Annotated in this window: 16 protein-coding genes, 1 tRNA gene and 1 other RNA gene; 16 read left to right on the forward strand and 2 right to left on the reverse strand. The window is 45.0% G+C overall.

Translation table 11 applies throughout. The features are described 5' to 3' along the window. The first annotated feature begins 3 nt into the window (after positions 1-3). From KAI37_RS00925 to KAI37_RS00945, 5 genes are all read left to right on the forward strand, one after another. Positions 4-990, forward strand: a complete 987-nt coding sequence (locus KAI37_RS00925) for a gluconeogenesis factor YvcK family protein (RefSeq protein ID WP_023986485.1) — start codon at positions 4-6, stop codon at positions 988-990. Between the two features lie 5 nt (positions 991-995). Continuing rightward, a complete protein-coding gene (gene whiA, locus KAI37_RS00930; protein ID WP_013308256.1) occupies positions 996-1,940 on the forward strand; it encodes a DNA-binding protein WhiA in 945 nt (314 codons plus the stop codon). Between the two features lie 136 nt (positions 1,941-2,076). Beyond that, a complete protein-coding gene (locus tag KAI37_RS00935) occupies positions 2,077-2,346 on the forward strand; it encodes an HPr family phosphocarrier protein (protein ID WP_013308257.1) in 270 nt (89 codons plus the stop codon). A gap of 273 nt (positions 2,347-2,619) precedes the next feature. Next, positions 2,620-3,381 (forward strand): SIMPL domain-containing protein, encoded by a 762-nt coding sequence (locus tag KAI37_RS00940; protein ID WP_220030558.1) that lies wholly within the window; start codon positions 2,620-2,622, stop codon positions 3,379-3,381. A gap of 237 nt (positions 3,382-3,618) precedes the next feature. Further along, positions 3,619-4,728: a PdaC/SigV domain-containing protein gene (locus KAI37_RS00945; protein ID WP_220030559.1), complete on the forward strand. Its 1,110-nt coding sequence runs from the start codon at positions 3,619-3,621 to the stop codon at positions 4,726-4,728. Between the two features lie 124 nt (positions 4,729-4,852). Here KAI37_RS00945 and clpP read toward each other — a convergent pair whose 3' ends face one another. Next, on the reverse strand, positions 4,853-5,449 hold the full coding sequence (gene clpP / locus KAI37_RS00950) for an ATP-dependent Clp endopeptidase proteolytic subunit ClpP (protein ID WP_013368815.1): 597 nt from the start codon (positions 5,447-5,449) through the stop codon (positions 4,853-4,855). A gap of 210 nt (positions 5,450-5,659) precedes the next feature. Then, positions 5,660-5,734: transfer RNA gene (locus KAI37_RS00955), tRNA-Arg, on the reverse strand. A gap of 269 nt (positions 5,735-6,003) precedes the next feature. On the opposite strand from KAI37_RS00955, the gene KAI37_RS00960 reads away from it, so the two are divergent. The 11 genes from KAI37_RS00960 to KAI37_RS01010 all read left to right on the forward strand — a co-directional run bounded on the left by KAI37_RS00960 (position 6,004) and on the right by KAI37_RS01010 (position 18,670). Next, positions 6,004-7,041, forward strand: coding sequence for a sugar-binding transcriptional regulator (locus tag KAI37_RS00960; RefSeq protein ID WP_023986487.1), 1,038 nt, complete (start codon positions 6,004-6,006; stop codon positions 7,039-7,041). A 94-nt stretch (positions 7,042-7,135) separates the two neighbouring features. After that, positions 7,136-8,146, forward strand: coding sequence for a type I glyceraldehyde-3-phosphate dehydrogenase (gap, locus tag KAI37_RS00965; RefSeq protein WP_023986488.1), 1,011 nt, complete (start codon positions 7,136-7,138; stop codon positions 8,144-8,146). Between the two features lie 120 nt (positions 8,147-8,266). After that, positions 8,267-9,448 carry a phosphoglycerate kinase gene (locus KAI37_RS00970; RefSeq protein ID WP_025722932.1) on the forward strand — a complete coding sequence of 394 codons (1,182 nt, stop codon included), beginning with the start codon at positions 8,267-8,269 and terminating at the stop codon, positions 9,446-9,448. A 59-nt stretch (positions 9,449-9,507) separates the two neighbouring features. Continuing rightward, a complete protein-coding gene (tpiA, locus tag KAI37_RS00975; protein WP_071639087.1) occupies positions 9,508-10,260 on the forward strand; it encodes a triose-phosphate isomerase in 753 nt (250 codons plus the stop codon). A 1-nt stretch (position 10,261) separates the two neighbouring features. After that, positions 10,262-11,806, forward strand: a complete 1,545-nt coding sequence (gene gpmI, locus KAI37_RS00980; protein WP_220030560.1) for a 2,3-bisphosphoglycerate-independent phosphoglycerate mutase — start codon at positions 10,262-10,264, stop codon at positions 11,804-11,806. 63 nt (positions 11,807-11,869) lie between these two features. Continuing rightward, entirely contained in the window at positions 11,870-13,156 is a 1,287-nt protein-coding gene (gene eno, locus KAI37_RS00985; RefSeq protein WP_071639089.1) for a phosphopyruvate hydratase, read from the forward strand. Positions 13,157-13,493: 337 nt separating this feature from the next. After that, the gene (gene secG, locus KAI37_RS00990) at positions 13,494-13,727 is read left to right on the forward strand and encodes a preprotein translocase subunit SecG (protein WP_025722930.1); all 234 of its coding nucleotides are present in this window, start codon (positions 13,494-13,496) and stop codon (positions 13,725-13,727) included. A gap of 188 nt (positions 13,728-13,915) precedes the next feature. Next, on the forward strand, positions 13,916-16,540 hold the full coding sequence (gene rnr, locus KAI37_RS00995; protein ID WP_220030561.1) for a ribonuclease R: 2,625 nt from the start codon (positions 13,916-13,918) through the stop codon (positions 16,538-16,540). 277 nt (positions 16,541-16,817) lie between these two features. Then, a complete protein-coding gene (gene smpB, locus KAI37_RS01000) occupies positions 16,818-17,297 on the forward strand; it encodes an SsrA-binding protein SmpB (protein ID WP_013308270.1) in 480 nt (159 codons plus the stop codon). 248 nt (positions 17,298-17,545) lie between these two features. Further along, positions 17,546-17,910: a transfer-messenger RNA gene (gene ssrA, locus KAI37_RS01005) on the forward strand. Between the two features lie 40 nt (positions 17,911-17,950). After that, entirely contained in the window at positions 17,951-18,670 is a 720-nt protein-coding gene (locus KAI37_RS01010; protein ID WP_143757182.1) for a hypothetical protein, read from the forward strand. Positions 18,671-18,672: the final 2 nt, after the last annotated feature.

Below are 18,672 nucleotides of genomic sequence, written 5' to 3' on the forward strand. Positions count from 1 at the left end.
ATCATGAAAGAGACCGGATCACAACGGGAGCGCCCACGTATTGTTGTTATGGGCGGCGGAACCGGCTTGTCCGTCATGCTGCGGGGCTTAAAGCAAAAGCCGCTAGATATTACGGCTATTGTTACAGTCGCTGACGATGGCGGAAGCTCCGGGATTTTGCGCAGTGAGCTGCAGATGCCCCCTCCAGGGGATATTCGCAATGTGCTGACTGCCTTGGCTGACGTGGAACCAGTGATGTCAGATATGCTGAAATACCGTTTCGGTGCGGGATCAGGATTGTCAGGCCATAGCCTGGGTAATCTGATTTTAGCAGCGATGACTGATATATCGGGAGATTTTGTAACGGCGGTGCGTGAGCTTAGCCGTGTATTTGCTGTCCGGGGACGTGTGCTGCCGGCAGCTGAGGAAGGCGTTGTGCTAAGTGCCGAAATGGAGGATGGCACGGTGATTACCGGAGAGTCCAAGATCCCGGAAGCGGGCGGACGAATCAAACGCGTCTTTCTTGAACCGACTCACGTGGAGCCGTTGCCTGAGGCTGTAGAGGCCATTAATGAGGCTGATGCGATTTTGATTGGCCCCGGCAGTCTATATACCAGCATATTACCGAATTTGCTTGTACCTAAACTCGCTGAAGCTGTAGTAAAATCAGACGCTATCAAAATATTTGTCTGTAACGTTATGACCCAGCCTGGAGAAACTGATGGCTATACGGTAGGAGATCACCTGCAAGCTATTTTTGAACATGTAGGGCATCATCTCTTCGACTATGTCATTGTAAATAACGGAGAAATTCCACCCCAAGTACAGGAAATGTATGCCGAGCAGGGAGCTAAGCCAGTTCAAGTAGACATGGGCGAGCTGACCGATCGGGGATATAAAGTGGTGGCAGATACATTAGTTCTGTTCCGTACGTATCTACGGCATGATGCCGACAAATTAAGCCAGCATATTTACCAATTGGTACAAAACTGGATATTAAGAAGGAGGTGAGTCCCTTGTCCTTTGCGGCACAAACGAAAAAAGAGCTTACGATGATTGAAAGCCAGTCCTGCTGTGAGAAAGCGGAACTATCTGCGCTCATACGTATGCTCGGATCCGTACAACTGTCGAATAAAAGGGTGATATTGGACGTGTCCACAGAAAATGCCGCGATTGCAAGGCGGATTTACTCCTTGATCAAGAAGCATTTTCAACTTCATATCGAACTGCTTGTACGGAAAAAAATGCGCTTGAAAAAAAATAATGTGTACATTGTCCGTATTCCCAATGGTGTGCAACAGCTGCTAAAGGATCTTTATATCGTCTCAGAAGGTTTCTTGTTCACTGACGGGATTAATCGGGATATCGTTCGGAAAAACTGTTGTAAGAGGGCTTATTTGCGGGGCGCCTTTATGGCAGGTGGCTCTGTCAACAATCCTGAAGGATCGTCTTACCACCTTGAAATTTCTTCGATGTATGAGGAGCATTGTCAGGCACTCGTTGATCTTGCGAATGAATTTCATCTAAATGCTCGCTGTATTGAGCGAAAAAAAGGTTTTATTCTCTACATCAAGGAAGGCGAGAAGATCATTGAGTTGCTTAGCATCATTGGGGCGCATCAAGCCTTGTTCAAATTTGAAGATGTACGCATTATGCGCGATATGCGCAATTCCGTAAATCGCATTGTCAATTGTGAAACGGCTAATTTGAACAAGACGATCGGAGCTGCTGTCCGGCAAATTGAGAATATTAAGTTGCTGGAGAGGGAAGTTGGTTTGGAGACCTTGCCGGATAAACTGCGTGAAGTGGCAGAAATTCGGCTCGCTCATCCCGATTTGAATTTAAAAGAAGTCGGGGAAATGCTCAAAGGGGTCGTGAGTAAATCGGGTGTAAATCATCGGCTTCGCAAAATTGATGAGATGGCTGACAAAATCAGGGGCGAAAATGGCCTGATTCCGTAAAAAGAATGTTAGTGGGGCTTTCAGCCCCGGTTTTTTTAGTTTTTTTTCTAGTGTCTGTCCCGGGTTAATGTTATAATGTGATAAATAAAATGGAGTAAGTAGTGTCCAGATTTATTTGATGAGGGGGTAAGCTGACATGTCAAAACATCCGGTAGTCGTACGCTTGAAAACAGGACTGCACGCCAGACCTGCTGCGTTGTTCGTACAGGAAGCGAATAAATATTCATCTGAGATTTTTGTGGAAAAAGATGACAAAAAGGTTAATGCCAAGAGCATCATGGGTATTATGAGTCTTGCCATCAGTACAGGTACTGAAATCAATATTAGTGCTGAAGGTGCGGACGCCGAACAGGCTGTAAACGCTTTAGTAAGTCTGGTTAGTAAGGTAGAGCTGGAAAATCAATAAACAAAGATTTGCTTTGTAATATGGTGTATGCTCTTAGTGAAAAGCCCCTTTTGGGGCTTTTTTTGTATCCAGAAAAGAGTCTTCGAAAACTTCTCCGTTAACTGTTTTATGGATGGATTTGTTGAATATAGATACCGTATTAAGTTCAAACTATAAATAATTAAAATCCCCGTGGTCATGCTCTGTTTCGGAAATTTGTACGCTTGGCTGCAACCTTTTTCCGTCTTTTCCGTCTGGAAGGTACAAACATTTTCAAGAAAGAGGTTGAATTCAATGAGACTTTGGACAAAAACAGTAGCCACAGCAGTTCTCGCAGGAGCATTAATGGCAGGGGGAGTAGCAGGAGGATTATGGACAGGGGCAGATCGTGCTTATGCTGCATCACCAGCTTCGACGGTAAACGGTGTAATTAATGTGACTGGAAGCGGGGAAGTATTAGCGAAGCCTGATATTGCTTATCTCTCTATTGGTGTACAATCGGAAGGGAATACGGCAGCCGCCGCTCAAAAAGCCAATGCTACAAAATTGAACAAGGTTACACAACTGTTGAAGGAAAAGTGGAGCATCAGCGCAGATGACATTCAGACCAGCCAGTTTTATGTACAGCCTAACTACACCTATAACGAAAAAGAAGGGCAGAAGCTCAAAGGCTACACTGCCAACCATACACTTTCCGTCAAATACCGCGATTTGGATAAAATCGGTCAGTTGTTGGATGAGGCGACCAAGTCCGGAGCCAATAACGTAGATAATGTACGTTTTTCCGTGGAAAATCCTTCGACTTATGAAGAAGAAGCCATTACTAAGGCATTGGGAAGCGCACAATCTAAAGCCAGTGCTGTAGCTAAGGCAGCCAAACGCGGGTTAGGTGTCCTTGTGAGTGTGACGGTAGATGGCGGAGAAGCACAAATCTTTACACAACGTGAAAATGCCATGTCAAAATCGCTCTTGGACGTAGCAGGTGGCGGGACAGAGATACAATCAGGGCAAGTAACAGTGAAAGTACAGGTGTCGGCTCAATACGAAATGAACTAATATAGATCATCAAACGAAGCCACAAGCGGCCTGCATCATGTGCAGGCTGGCTTGCTGGCTTTTTTTGTAATACCGAAACCTTTTTGTAATGAGTCTGTCATAGCTAAGGGTTATTAGGTGTACATATTGAAATCGGAGAGTGTACAGATTGTAAACTACATACAATAGGGTATAGATATAATAAAAGTAGTTATCACACATAGACAATACAGATCATTAACAGGAGGAATATTTAATATGAGTAAGCATGCAAAAAAATGGGGTTCAGCACTGCTGGCGGCAGGGATTTTCGCAGGAGTCACAGCTGTTCCCGTTTCCTATATCCAGGCAGCATCGACGAAGCAACAGCAAGCGACAACACAGCAACCAGGAATCACCATCCAATGGAATGGTAAAACGTTGCCCGCTAAAGGTGTTCAAGTGAACGGGAGTACAATGATTCCGGTGGCCGCACTACGTGACAGCCTGGGGATTCCAGTAAGCTATGATGCGAAAACAACGACGTATACCGTAGGTAGCGGGTACAATAAACTTTACATTACGGCTTCTTCCTCGGATGCCTACGTCAACGTCAATGGAATCAATACACGTAGCATGGATGCCAAACAGATCGCTGGGAAGCTATACATTCCTATGAGTCTGCTGAAGGACTATCTGGGCATAGATGCTCAATGGAATGCAGCTCAGAAAACAGTAACGCTGAGTAAAAGTCAGCTAAATCCGATCACAATTGCGTCTCAAACACTTCCAGCTTCAAGTAATGCAAAGGTTTCCTACAAGATTAAGTACCCGCAAATCAGCGGTAGCCAGCTGAATCCTGAGGCTCAACAGGCCATTAACAATGCGCTTAAAAAGCATGCAGAAGGTATATTGGCAGCAGGCAAAAAGATGATGGCTGAGGGAGAGGCTACAACAGAAAGACCGTATGAGTTTGGAAATGATTTTGCGATTGCCTATAACAAGGATGGTATTCTGAGTGTGATTATGCAGGATTACTCGTATACGGGTGGCGCACATGGCATGACGGCACGTAAAGGATATACGTTCTCGCTCGCTGATGGTAAACTGCTGCAATTGTCTGACGTATTGAAGGCAAACCCGAACTACAAAAAGTTCCTCAATGCTGATTTGAAGAAAAAAATCGATGCACTTCAGGCTGGCGAAGGATTCGGCAAATTTAAAGAGCTGGCGGCAGATCAGAATTTTTATGTGACTAACAGTGGAGTAACAATTGTGTTTGATTTGTATGATTATGCGCCATACGCGTATGGAATTCCGGAGTTTACCTATTCGTTCGGTCAATTGCTGCCTCAAGGCGGAAAGCCTTTTGCGGGACAGAATGAATAGTAGAAATAAACAAGTCCAATTGTCTATAACCTAAAAAACAATAAAGCAAAAAAGCTGCCTACCGGATAAGAACATCCGGAGCAGCTTTTTCATTTACCAGTTAACGAGAGGCGAATTACTTCGCTTATACACCTTCTGGAGAGGAGCTAGTTAGCACTTTATCAATAATACCGTATTCCTTGGCATCATCAGCAGACATGAAGTAGTCGCGGTCTGTATCTTTTTCAATGCGCTCCAGTGGTTGGCCTGTGCGATCTGCGAGAATGCGGTTCAGTTTATCCCGCATTTTCAGAATGCGGCGTGCGCGGATTTCGATATCCGTTGCCTGGCCTTGTGCACCACCCAGGGGTTGGTGAATCATAATTTCGCTGTTTGGCAAAGCGAAACGTTTACCTTTGGCGCCTGCATTCAGCAAGAACGCGCCCATGGAAGCCGCCATACCTACGCAAATCGTAGAAACGTCAGGTTTAATGTATTGCATCGTATCAAAAATGGCCATACCAGCTGTAATGGAACCGCCAGGGCTGTTAATATACAAGTGAATATCTTTTTCAGGATCTTCGGCAGCCAAAAACAGCATTTGCGCAATTATAGAGTTGGCTACAACGTCATTGACGTCCGAGCCTAACAAAATAATGCGATCCTTTAACAGTCTGGAATAAATGTCATAGGCGCGTTCGCCGCGGTTACTTTGTTCTACTACCATAGGAACATAGCTCACGTCAAAAAACCTCCCTTAAATATCGTTAGTGGATTTGGTGGACATGCCGATTACACGTCCCTTATTTATAAACTGTTACCGTATTAACCACATGATAAACAATTTCAAACAAAAAGTCAAAGAAAGTCAAACTAATGATTAAAAAAAAGAGCCCTCAGCGCTCTTATTGGTTAAAAGACTATATAGAAGCATTTAAGCGTTCATTTAAAATGGCGCGCCCGCGAGGAATCGAACCTCGATCTCAGGCTCCGGAGGCCTACGTCATATCCGTTGGACCACGGGCGCATAGTTGAATCAATGCAAACAACTAACTAATTAAACAGCTAATTGGAAACAAAAATGATTATATGATATACAGCAGTGAATTGCAAGCTTTTATTAAATGCGCATATTCAGATGAATGGTTGAGAAATATAGGTTCAGATAGACTTGCATGTGGAGCAAATATTGGTTAAGATATACGTGGGACTTAAAAAGTTATCCCGGGACATTTTAAGACCAGTTAGAGATAGAGCATTAGAGACAGAACTTAGAAGTGTGCGGGAGTGGAAAGCATGCGAAAGATATTAGAAATACAGAAGCAGCTTCTGCCCGACCTCATGGATGTTTTGAAAAAAAGGTACACGATCCTGCATCAGATTATGCTGTCCGATGTTGTTGGACGCAGAACACTGGCAGCTTCACTGAACATGACCGAGCGCGTGTTGCGCGCCGAAACCGATCTTCTTAAAGCTCAGGGGCTAATTGAGATTGAGAGTGTAGGCATGAAGGTGAGCAAAGCAGGACTGGATCTGCTGGAACAGCTGGAGCCGATTGCGAACAACTTGTTCGGCCTGTCCCAATTGGAGGACCAGATTCGTCAAGCCTATGGTTTGAGGAAGGTGGTTGTCGTTCCAGGGGATTCGGATGCTTCTCCGTTAACAAAGCAGGAGCTGGGGCGCGCTGGAGCAAAAGCGTTGCTGAGTGTTATGGACGACGAGGATGTGGTCGCTGTAACAGGTGGCACAACAATTGCCGACGTGGCGGAACAACTGGCACTACCTTCTAATGGCCCACTTAAGGGTGGGTGGTTTGTACCGGCACGCGGGGGTTTGGGAGAAAGCATGGAAATGCAGGCCAACACAATTGCTTCCACAATGGCTCGCAAGGTAGGCGCTCAATACCGTCTGCTCCATGTACCGGATTTGCTCAGCAATCATGCTTACAACTCCTTGCTTGAAGATACGAACATTCAGGATATATTGAACCTGATTCGCGAGAGTCGTATCATCATTCACGGGATAGGCAACGCCATAGCGATGGCACATAGACGTAAACTTGATCCCGAAACCTTTGCCCAGATCAGCAGTGAAGGAGCGGTAGCCGAATCGTTTGGTTATTACTTTAACGAAGATGGCGTCGTTGTTCACAGAATGCTGACGCTTGGACTCCGATTGGAGGACATTAGGCGTACCGATACGGTTCTAGGTGTAGCTGGAGGCAAAAACAAGGCGGCCGCTATTCATGCGGTACTGCGTTTCGGGCAAGAAGACATTCTAGTCACCGACGAAGGCGCTGCTGTTGAGATTGTAAGTCGTTATTTAAATGATTAATATAGGATTTATGAATAGTGTTGTCTTGACGGGCTTTCGGGTCTGTCTTGAATATATAAAACTAAACTAAACGAACTTTGGGAGGAACTCACTCATGACAGTTAAAGTTGGTATTAACGGTTTCGGACGTATTGGACGCCTTGCTTTCCGCCGGATTCAAAATGTGGAAGGTATTGAAGTAGTAGCAATCAATGACTTGACAGATTCCAAAATGTTGGCACATTTGTTGAAATATGATACAACACAAGGTAATTTCCAAGGACAAGTAGAAGTACATGACGGCTTCTTCAAAGTAAACGGTAAAGAAGTTAAAGTTTTGGCTAACCGCAACCCTGAAGAACTGCCTTGGGGAGACCTGGGTGTAGACATCGTTCTGGAATGTACAGGTTTCTTCACAACTAAAGAAGCTGCTGAGAAACATTTGAAAGGCGGCGCTAAAAAAGTTGTTATCTCCGCTCCAGCTACTGGCGACATGAAAACTGTCGTTTACAACGTAAACCATGAAATTCTGGATGGAACTGAAACTGTAATCTCCGGTGCTTCTTGCACAACAAACTGCCTGGCTCCTATGGCTAAAACACTGCAAGATAAATTTGGTATCGTTGAAGGTTTGATGACTACAATTCATGCTTACACTGGCGACCAAAACACTTTGGATGCTCCACATGCTAAAGGAGACTTCCGTCGTGCTCGTGCAGCAGCTGAAAACATCATTCCTAACACAACTGGTGCTGCTAAAGCAATCGGTTTGGTTATCCCTGAGTTGAAAGGTAAATTGGATGGCGCGGCTCAACGTGTTCCAGTACCTACAGGTTCCCTGACTGAGTTGGTAACAGTTCTGGAGAAAAATGTAACTGCTGAAGAAATCAACGCTGCGATGAAAGAAGCTTCCGATCCTGAAACTTATGGATACACTGAAGATCAAATCGTTTCTTCCGACATCAAAGGTCTTACTTTCGGTTCTTTGTTTGATGCAACTCAAACTAAAGTTCTGACTGTTGGCGACAAACAACTGGTGAAAACTGTAGCTTGGTATGACAATGAAATGTCCTACACTGCACAATTGATCCGCACGTTGGAATACTTCGCTAAACTGGCTAAATAAGAACAGTCTTATTGAGCAACATCATAGAGCGGAAACAGGTTATTGTTTCCGCTCTTTATATATCAAATGTGCCTTAAATTCCTGATTCGTAAAATTATAAGGGTGCGGAGGAATATGGAGATGAACAAAAAGAGCGTACGTGATATAGAACTGAATGGAAAACGGGTGTTTGTTCGTGTAGATTTTAACGTTCCGGTTGAGGACGGTAAAATTACGGATGACAAGCGTATTCGTGAAACCTTGCCAACCATTAACTACCTGATTGAAAAAGGTGCAAAAGTTATTTTGGCGAGTCACTTTGGACGTCCAAAAGGTCAGGTTGTTGAATCCATGCGTCTGACTCCTGTTGGCGTACGTTTGTCTGAGCTGCTGAAAAAGCCAGTAGTTAAAGTGGACGAATCGGTAGGCGAAGCTGTTAAAGCGAAAGTGGCTGAACTGCAAAACGGCGACGTGCTGTTGCTTGAAAATGTACGTTTCTATGCAGGAGAAGAAAAGAATGATCCTGAATTGGCGAAGCAATTTGCTGAATTGGCCGACGTTTTCGTGAATGACGCATTTGGTGCAGCACACCGTGCCCATGCTTCCACAGAAGGTATCGCGCATCTTCTTCCGGCTGTTTCCGGCTTGCTGATGGAGAAAGAATTGTCTGTAATCGGTAAAGCTCTTTCAAACCCAGATCGTCCTTTTACAGCCATTATCGGCGGTTCCAAGGTAAAAGACAAAATCGACGTGATTGACAACCTGCTGAACATTGCAGATAACGTAATCATTGGCGGTGGTTTGGCTTATACATTTTTTAAAGCTCAAGGTCATGAAGTGGGTCAATCCCTACTGGATGAATCCAAACTGGACGTAGCTCTTGGGTTTATCGAAAAAGCGAAGAAACTCGGCAAAAACTTCTACCTTCCGGTTGATATTGTGGTATCTGACGATTTTAGCGCTACGGCGAACACGAACATTGTGGATATCGACGGCATTCCTGCAGATTGGGAAGGCGTGGACATTGGACCGAAAACACGTAAAATCTATGCAGATGTGATCAAAAACTCCAAATTGGTTGTTTGGAATGGACCAATGGGTGTATTTGAAATCGAGCCTTTCGCTGGTGGTACTCGTGAAGTAGCGGAAGCTTGCGCAACAACAGAAGCATACACCATCATTGGTGGCGGTGATTCTGCGGCTGCGGCTGAAAAATTCCACTTGGCTGACAAAATGGATCATATCTCCACTGGCGGCGGCGCATCTCTGGAATTTATGGAAGGCAAGGCACTTCCGGGTGTTGTTGCACTGAACGATAAATAATCAAACGCACTATGCGTGAATAAAGCTTTAGGGCACCTAATAGTTAGGAGTTGAAACCATTGAGAACACCGATTATCGCGGGTAACTGGAAGATGTTTAAAACCGTACCAGAAGCTAAAACTTTCATCGAAGAGATCAAAGGCAAAGCAGAGGTTGCAGGAGTGGAAAGCGTGATTTGCGCACCATTTACGAATCTTCCTGCTCTGGTTGAAGCAGTAAAAGGCACGTCTATTAAAATTGGCGCGCAAAATCTTCACTTTGCAGAAGATGGTGCATTTACAGGTGAAATTAGCGGTGGAATGCTGAAAGATCTGGGCGTAGACTACGTTGTGATCGGGCACTCCGAGCGTCGTGAATATTTTAATGAAACAGACGAAACGGTGAACAAAAAGGTTCATGCGGCATTCCGTCATGGCCTGACTCCAATCGTATGTGTAGGCGAAAAGTTGGAAGATCGTGAAGCTGGACAAACCAAAGAGGTTGTAAAAGTGCAAACTGTAGCAGCTTTTGCTGGTTTGGCTAAGGATCAGGCTGCACAAGTAGTTGTTGCTTATGAGCCAATCTGGGCGATCGGAACAGGCAAATCCTCCACTTCGCAGGATGCGAATGAAGTGATTTCCTATATCCGTAGTCTGATTAAAGAGCTGTATGATGAAAATACAGCAAATGCTGTACGTATTCAGTATGGTGGCAGCGTGAAACCTGAAAATGTGGCTGAATATCTGGGCCAAAGCGACATCGACGGCGCACTTGTAGGTGGCGCTAGTCTTCAACCAGCGTCTTACATCGCGCTTGTTGAGGGGGCGAAGTAAGATGACAGTACCAAAACCGGTAGCCTTAATTATTATGGATGGATTCGGACTGCGCGACACTGTGGAAGGCAATGCGGTTGCACAGGCGAACAAGCCGAACTACGACCAATACTTAAGACAATACCCTCATTCAACGCTTACAGCGTCTGGTGAAGCGGTAGGTCTGCCGGAAGGGCAAATGGGTAACTCCGAAGTAGGTCACCTGAACATCGGCGCAGGCCGGATTGTATATCAGAGTTTGACCCGTATTTCGAAGTCCATTCGCGAAGGCGAGTTCTTCCAGAATGAAACTTTGGTTAAAGCAGTACAGCATGCCAAAAAGAACAACACGAAGCTTCATCTGTACGGACTTTTGTCCGATGGTGGCGTGCATAGCCATATTAGCCATCTGTTTGCTATGCTGGATCTGGCGAAAAAAGAAGGTTTAACAGAAGTATACATTCATGCATTTATGGATGGACGCGATGTTATGTCTGACAGCGGCGTGGACTTCATGCAGCAACTGATCGCCAAAATTCAGGAAGTGGGCGTAGGCAAAATTGCGACTGTACAAGGACGCTATTATGCTATGGACCGCGACAAACGTTGGGAACGTGTGGAGAAATCTTACCGTGCAATCGTATACGGAGAAGGCCCTCAATACACAGATCCAATGGAAGCATTGAAAGAATCGTATGAAAAATCAGTGTTCGACGAATTTGTGGAGCCAACTGTTATTGTGAAGGCTGACGGAAGTCCTGTAGGGCTGGTCGAAAGCAATGACTCTGTTATCTTCCTCAATTTCCGTCCTGACCGTGCGATTCAACTGTCTCAGGTATTTACAAACGCGGACTTCCGTGGTTTTGACCGTGGCCCGAAATTGCCTAAAGATTTGCACTTTGTTTGCCTGACGTTGTTCAGCGAAACGGTTGAAGGCTTTGTAGCTTACGAACCGAAAAACCTGGATAACACGTTTGGTGAAGTGTTGGTTCAAAACAACAAAAAGCAATTGCGTATTGCTGAGACTGAAAAATATCCGCACGTTACTTTCTTTTTCAGTGGCGGACGTGATGTGGAGCTTCCTGGCGAAACTCGTATTTTGATCAACTCGCCTAAAGTGGCTACATATGACCTGCAGCCGGAAATGAGTGCGTATGAAGTAGCGGATGCTGCTGTTAAGGAAATCGAAGCCGACAAGCATGATGCGATTATCCTGAACTTTGCCAATCCGGATATGGTTGGACACTCCGGTATGCTGGAGCCAACGATTAAGGCGGTAGAGACGACGGATGAATGTGTTGGACGTGTTGTAGATGCGGTTAAAGCCAAAGGCGGCGTGGTTATTATCATTGCTGACCATGGTAACGCGGATATGGAAATTGATGAGCAGGGACGTCCGTTCACAGCTCACACAACTAATCCGGTTCCGTTCATTTTGACTGACGAAAATATCGTTTTGCGTGAGCATGGAATACTGGCTGACGTAGCTCCAACGCTTCTGGATTTGATGCAACTTCCGCAACCTGCGGAAATGACAGGAAAATCTATGATTGCATCCCGCAAGTAAGCTTGATTTAATAAGTATAGGCTTGACCAATAAATCATGATTCACAAAGGAGATTAAGTACAAATGACTATTATTTCTGACGTGTACGCTCGCGAAGTCCTCGACTCCCGTGGTAACCCTACGGTTGAAGTTGAAGTATATCTGGAATCCGGTGCTATCGGTAGTGCTATCGTTCCTTCCGGTGCCTCCACAGGCGCTCACGAAGCTGTAGAGCTTCGTGATAACGATAAATCCCGTTACCTGGGTAAAGGCGTTCTGCAAGCTGTTAAAAACGTGAACGAAATTATTGCTCCTGAAGTAATCGGCTTGGATGCTGTGAACCAAGTAGAAATCGACACGTTGATGATCAAATTGGATGGTACACATAACAAAGGTAAATTGGGTGCAAACGCAATTCTGGCTGTATCCATGGCTGTAGCTCGCGCTGCTGCTGAAGCTCTGGGCTTGCCACTGTACACTTACCTGGGCGGATTCAATGCTAAACAATTGCCAGTACCAATGATGAACATCGTTAACGGTGGCGCTCATGCCGACAATAACGTTGACGTACAAGAGTTCATGGTTCTGCCTGTAGGCGCTCCTACATTCAAAGAAGCTCTGCGTGTTGGCGCAGAAATCTTCCACAACCTGAAATCCGTACTGAACTCCAAAGGTTTGAACACAGCTGTTGGTGATGAAGGTGGTTTTGCTCCTAACTTCAAATCTAACGAAGAAGCTCTGTCCACTATTATCGAAGCAATCGAAAAAGCTGGTTACAAACCAGGCGTTGACGTATTCCTCGGTATGGACGTTGCTTCCACTGAGTTCTTCAAAGATGGAAAATACACTTTGGAAGGCGAAGGCAAATCCTTCACTTCTGCTGAGTTCGTTGACCTGCTTGCTTCTTGGGTTGATAAATACCCAATCATCACTATTGAAGATGGTTGCTCCGAAGATGACTGGGAAGGTTGGAAATTGCTCACTGAAAAACTGGGCAACAAAATCCAATTGGTTGGTGACGACCTGTTCGTAACCAATACAGAGCGTCTGGGTAAAGGTATCGAAGAAAACATCGGTAACTCCATCCTGATCAAAGTAAACCAAATCGGTACGCTGACTGAAACATTCGATGCTATCGAGTTGGCTAAACGCGCAGGATACACAGCTGTAATCTCTCACCGTTCCGGTGAATCCGAAGACAGCACAATCGCTGATATCGCTGTTGCAACAAATGCAGGCCAAATTAAAACAGGTGCGCCTTCCCGTACTGACCGTATCGCGAAGTACAACCAATTGCTCCGCATTGAGGATCAACTGGGTGAACTGGCTCAATACCACGGCCTGAAATCTTTCTATAACCTGAAAAAATAATATTGCGCAAATTGCTGACGCGTCTCAGACTTATGGTTTATGATGACGAAGTCTGAACGCTCAAAGCTTTTACGCATTAATAAAACAGGCCTACTCGCCACCGCGAGTAGGCCTGTTTTTTTGTATTATTGATGTGTATGAGAATTTATAACTTTGCAAAGGCTTAATGGTTGAGTGACTTGTATAACTGTTGTTATCTACTGGAAGCTGTGGTAGAATAAAAATAGTGTTTTGCGTTAATTTCCGGCTATTTATAACATGATATGTACATGTTTTCATAAAAGAGGCTGTGTTGTTTTGCAAAACAGATGTATAAGCTCAGGAGGTGGGATTTTTCATGGAAATCTTTTTGAAAGTGCTGCTCGTTGTGTTCTCGATTGCTGTTATTGCGGTTGTTTTACTGCAAAAGGGGAAAAGTGCAGGTTTGTCCGGTGCCATCTCTGGCGGTGCTGAGCATCTGTTCGGCAAGACTAAAGCTCGCGGTATGGATTTGATTTTACAACGCGCAACTGCTATTTTGGGTGCGGGTTTCATGATCGTTTCTGTTTTAGTTGCATTTTTTGCAAAATAAGATAAATATGTACCTTAAGCCTTCGTTTCGCGGGAAACGGGGGCTTTTTTTAGATTTTGGACAGGCAGGGATGCCGTCGATTAAATTCGTGTATACTAGGGTATGAGTATATTAAGAGCCTTGTATCAGGAACAAGGACATGCGGATTTATTACTGAAAATTAAAGGTCACCCGAGGTGGACAATATTATGATAACAGAGCAACAACTACTCGATTTTATGCGCGAGACTGCATACAAACCCATGACTTACCAGGAGCTGGAGCAGCACTTTGATATTAAGGATGCGGAAGATTTCCGTGAATTTCTTAAGCTCTTGAATGCCTTAGAGGAAGAGGGCAAAATCCTGCTGACCAGCACAAACCGTTATGGCGTGCCGGAACGGATGGATTTGCAGCGTGGGCGTTTGCAGGCTCATGCCAAGGGATTTGCCTTTCTAATTCCAGAGGACCGGGAGCACCCGGATGTATATATTCATGCGAACGACTTAAAGAGTGCGATGAATGGAGATACGGTACTGGTAAGAGTGTCCTCGAAGGGACCTGCGGGCGGTCGATTAGAAGGTGAAGTTGTACGGATCGTGAAGCGTGCAGTGCTTCAAGTAGTAGGCGTGTTTCAGAGCCACGAAGCATATGGTTTCGTTTTGCCGGATGATAAGCGTATTAATCGGGATATTTTCATTCCAAAAACAAGCTTCAATGGAGCCGTAAACGGTCAAAAGGTTGTTGTGCGTATTGTGAGCTATCCGGAAGGACGAGCAGCGGCTGAAGGGGAAGTGTTGGAAGTTTTGGGTCATAAGGATGATCCGGGCGTCGACATTTTGTCAGTTATTCGCAAGCATCAGCTTCCGGAAGCTTTTCCAGATGAAGTGACAGAGGAAGCGGAGAAGGCTCCCGACGCGATTACGGAAGAAGAGATTGTACGTCAGGGACGACGCGATCTGCGTGATAAGATCATTGTTACCATTGATGGCGAGGATGCTAAAGACCTGGATGATGCTGTAAATGTAGAGCGCTTGCCGAACGGAAACTACCGTCTAGGCGTTCATATTGCCGACGTAGGGTATTATGTGCGTGAGAACTCCAAGCTGGATCAGGAGGCATATAACCGCGGTTGTAGCGTGTATTTGGTTGACCGTGTCATTCCTATGCTTCCACATCGACTTTCGAACGGAATATGTTCTTTGAATCCACAGGTGGATCGACTGACTTTATCCTGTGAGATGGAATTCAATGAGCATATGAAGGTTGTAAAGCATGATATTTTCACCAGTGTGATTAAAACGAAGGAACGGATGACGTACACTAACGTTCGCAAAATCCTCGAAGAGGAAGATGCTGAACTGATGGAACGGTACAAGGATCTCGTTGATGTATTCGGCACGATGAAGGAATTGGCATTGAAGCTGCGTGCTAATCGAATGCGCCGAGGTGCGGTTGATTTTGATTTTGATGAAGCTAAAGTGATTGTGGATAATGAAGGAAAAGCTGTAGATATTGTGAAGAGAGAGCGTACGATAGCTGAACAAATTATTGAAGAGTTTATGTTGGCAGCCAATGAAACGGTAGCCGAACATTTCCATTGGCTCAAAGTACCTTTCTTGTACCGGATTCATGAGGACCCAGATCCGGAGAAGCTGCAAAACTTTATGGCTTTCGCAGCTAATTTTGGGCATCAGATCAAAGGTAGAGGAAATTCCATTCATCCGCGTGCACTGCAAACGTTGCTGGAAGATATTCAGGGTACGAAGGAGCAAACCGTGCTTAGCACGATGATGCTGCGTTCGATGAAGCAGGCAAAGTATGATGCGGAAACGACAGGACATTTTGGGCTAGCAGCGGAGTACTACTCTCATTTTACATCGCCGATTCGTCGTTACCCTGACTTGGTGATTCACCGTGTCATTCGTGAGGTATTGGAGAATGGCGGGGCTTTAACAGCCGAGCGTCAGGAATATTTGACTGCACGTATGCCTGATATTGCGCAGCAATCTTCCGAGCGTGAACGTGTGGCTGTGGATGCAGAGCGTGATACAGAGCAGATGAAAAAGGCTGAATACATGCTGGACAAGGTCGGCGAGGAATTCGAGGGGATCATCAGCAGTGTAACCAGCTTTGGGATGTTCATTGAGCTGGACAATACAGTGGAGGGTCTGACGCGTCTGAGTGCGCTTACGGACGACTATTACCACTTTGACGAGCAGCATATGGCTTTGATTGGCGAACGCACCTCCAAGGTGTTCCGCATTGGGGATGAGGTTAAGGTTCGCGTCGCGCGTGTAAACATGGAAGATTACACAATTGACTTTGAACTTGTCGATATGAAGCAACGGCAACGCCGTGAACGGACGAGCGGTTCAGGACAGGGCGGAGGTTTTGCGCGTGGCGGTGAGGGCCGAGGTAAAGGCAAGCCCCATGAAGGGCGCGACCGTAAGGGTGGCAAGGACAAGACTGGCAAAGAGCGTAAAGGCGGTCGTGATGCTGCCGGGAAGCCTAAAGAAGCCGGTTCAGGCGTAGGTGGCGGAGGTATTAGCACTGCAGGTCGTTCAGGGCGCGGCGGTGGAAACGGAGCTGGAGCCGGCTCAGCTAGCAGCTTCGGCTTTGGCAGTGGCAAGGGCGGGTATAACTCGCCAGCATCCGGGGCAAGCAAGCGACGGAAGAAGACGTCTGCCAGCGGTATTTTCATCGGCGGAGCAGCTACACCAGGCAGTGATGCCAGACCAAACGGTGAAGGCGCTGCACGTCGCAAGCGGAAGAATAAGGGCGGAAGTGGCGGCAATAGCACCGCGGGCTTTGTGCGGAAAAAGAAGAAGTAGGTAGCTAGAGCTTACTTGCTTTGAAGGTTGGAGCTTTCATTGCAGTGAATGAAGCTGATTTGAAGATAGGTATACGAGCGGTTTCTGTCTGCTGTAATGGATGGAAGCCGCTTGCTTTAAGTGTGATATAACTGCAATTAGAAATGTAGAAGGCTTGACCTTTCTTGCTTTTACCATCTGAAATTTGTTACAATATATTTCTAGGTGGCTCTTTGTAGCCGGATTTTGATACCTGGATTTCAAGAGTGAATTACGTTATTCATAAGGAGTGGTATTCATGGGTAAGAAGGCAGACGGGAAAGTGCTCGCCCAGAACAAAAAAGCTTCCCATGACTATTTTATTGAGGACACTTACGAGGCGGGCATGGTGCTAACGGGAACAGAAATTAAGTCTCTACGGAATGGTCGCTCTAATATAAGTGATGCATTTGCTACGATCCGTAACGGCGAAATTCATATTCACAATATGCATATCAGTCCCTTTGAGCAAGGCAATCGTAATAATCCTACTGATCCGACCCGTACGCGTAAGCTGCTGTTGCATAAAGAGCAGATTCGCAAACTTATCGGATTGTCCAAACAGGAAGGCTACACGATTGTTCCGTTAAAGATTTATGTTCGCAATGGTTATGCCAAGCTTTTGCTCGGACTGGGTAGAGGTAAAAAGCAGTATGATAAACGTGATGCTGCCGCTAAACGTGATGCACAGCGTGATATCCAGCGCGCTTTGCGTGAGAAACAGAAAATTGCGAGATAAGTTGCTGTATTATTGTATGGTACAAATTACGTGGAGAAGTTACTTGTTCCTGTAATGGTGCTATTTTATAAGGCTTAAATGGCTTCATTTCGTTTCGTAATGACCTGTAATATGCTATACTAACGAAGTAGTCAGTTTTAAAGCTTTTAACTTTGTTCGAGTGTTGAATCTTAGAATTCAGCTTTTGATATTATGCATGCTTATGCTCCGGTATTTCCGGATTTATCCGTGGAGCCCTTTTATAATAAGGGGGCGTTTATGGATTCGACGGGGATAGTTCGAGCATGGGTAGCGGGTAGTGGGGACGCGTCCGCTTCATCAACGCTAAAGCCTATTAAACGGCAAACAACAAAACAACTACGCTTTCGCAGCCTAAGAAACTGTGTGCGTGCTTCTACCCAGCATCGTCCATGTGACTGGGATAGGGGCTAACAAATAGTGGAATACGCTGTCTCATCTCCGCCTGGGGTGAGCTGAAGAAGATAATCAGGCTGACCCGAAGGGAATCCGGTGACAGGGAGTTTCTAGGGTGACATCAAAACTGTCACTACACCCGTAGAAGCTTATGTGTCGTTATCTTCGGACAGGGGTTCGACTCCCCTCGCCTCCATTGCTATCTTTAAAAAAGACACCATTAAGGTGTCTTTTTTTGTATGCAAATCTATTATTCTGGTGAAACTAATTACTATAATATTAGATTTGGAGTGAGGATAATGACCTTAATGACTACTGAAAAGGAAAAACAATTTCAGATTGCTGATTACAAGAATTTAATTGAAAAACTAATCAAGAGGGGATCTTTGTTTACTTTATTCAAATTTCAAACTGAAATGATACGAGAGTTAACTGCTGATGATCCAGACTTCACACAAAATAGAATTGTTGATTTTTTAATAATATTAAAGGAGGTAACTGATGATTGCTTAACATGCACAAAATGCCATCAACCATATAATTTTAGGATCTGCACTGGGCTAAGTTATGAAAAAGATAATGCAATTGAGCTAACTTGTAATGGGTGTGGTGATTGTTTTACTCATTCGGAGAGGAGAAGTCATGTAACATATTTTAATTTCGAAGCTTGGAGAGAAGTAGACAATTTAAGGAAAAGGTCTAGAGGATTCACGATAAGTTATCGACTTAGTTATTCACCTAAGAAGGCACTTCTTTATATATACGATAATAAAGAGATACGTCCTGAATTATGGATTAATGGCTACCAAATCTTTGAAGCGGAAGAAGTGAAGAGTTACTGGGACTACTCAAAAGGGTTAATAAAACAATGGAAAAAGGATGAGGAACTACAATCAGCGTGTATTCAAATTGAGAATGCAAAGATCTACACACTGGATGAAGTTTCAAAGGGTGATTAAAT

It is taken from the genome of Paenibacillus sp. S25, assembly GCF_019454085.1.
Taxonomy (GTDB): domain Bacteria; phylum Bacillota; class Bacilli; order Paenibacillales; family Paenibacillaceae; genus Paenibacillus; species Paenibacillus polymyxa_B.

Bases quoted from the DNA above. Each gene is read 5' to 3' on its own strand.
- KAI37_RS00945 (WP_220030559.1), top strand. From the start codon at position 3,619: ATGAGTAAGCATGCAAAAAAATGGGGTTCAGCACTGCTGGCGGCAGGG.
- eno (WP_071639089.1), top strand. From the start codon at position 11,870: ATGACTATTATTTCTGACGTGTACGCTCGCGAAGTCCTCGACTCCCGT.
- gap (WP_023986488.1), top strand. From the start codon at position 7,136: ATGACAGTTAAAGTTGGTATTAACGGTTTCGGACGTATTGGACGCCTT.
- KAI37_RS00935 (WP_013308257.1), top strand. From the start codon at position 2,077: ATGTCAAAACATCCGGTAGTCGTACGCTTGAAAACAGGACTGCACGCC.
- secG (WP_025722930.1), top strand. From the start codon at position 13,494: ATGGAAATCTTTTTGAAAGTGCTGCTCGTTGTGTTCTCGATTGCTGTT.
- KAI37_RS00960 (WP_023986487.1), top strand. From the start codon at position 6,004: ATGCGAAAGATATTAGAAATACAGAAGCAGCTTCTGCCCGACCTCATG.
- KAI37_RS00970 (WP_025722932.1), top strand. From the start codon at position 8,267: ATGAACAAAAAGAGCGTACGTGATATAGAACTGAATGGAAAACGGGTG.
- KAI37_RS01010 (WP_143757182.1), top strand. From the start codon at position 17,951: ATGCAAATCTATTATTCTGGTGAAACTAATTACTATAATATTAGATTT.
- KAI37_RS00925 (WP_023986485.1), top strand. From the start codon at position 4: ATGAAAGAGACCGGATCACAACGGGAGCGCCCACGTATTGTTGTTATG.
- KAI37_RS00940 (WP_220030558.1), top strand. From the start codon at position 2,620: ATGAGACTTTGGACAAAAACAGTAGCCACAGCAGTTCTCGCAGGAGCA.
- gpmI (WP_220030560.1), top strand. From the start codon at position 10,262: ATGACAGTACCAAAACCGGTAGCCTTAATTATTATGGATGGATTCGGA.
- smpB (WP_013308270.1), top strand. From the start codon at position 16,818: ATGGGTAAGAAGGCAGACGGGAAAGTGCTCGCCCAGAACAAAAAAGCT.
- rnr (WP_220030561.1), top strand. From the start codon at position 13,916: ATGATAACAGAGCAACAACTACTCGATTTTATGCGCGAGACTGCATAC.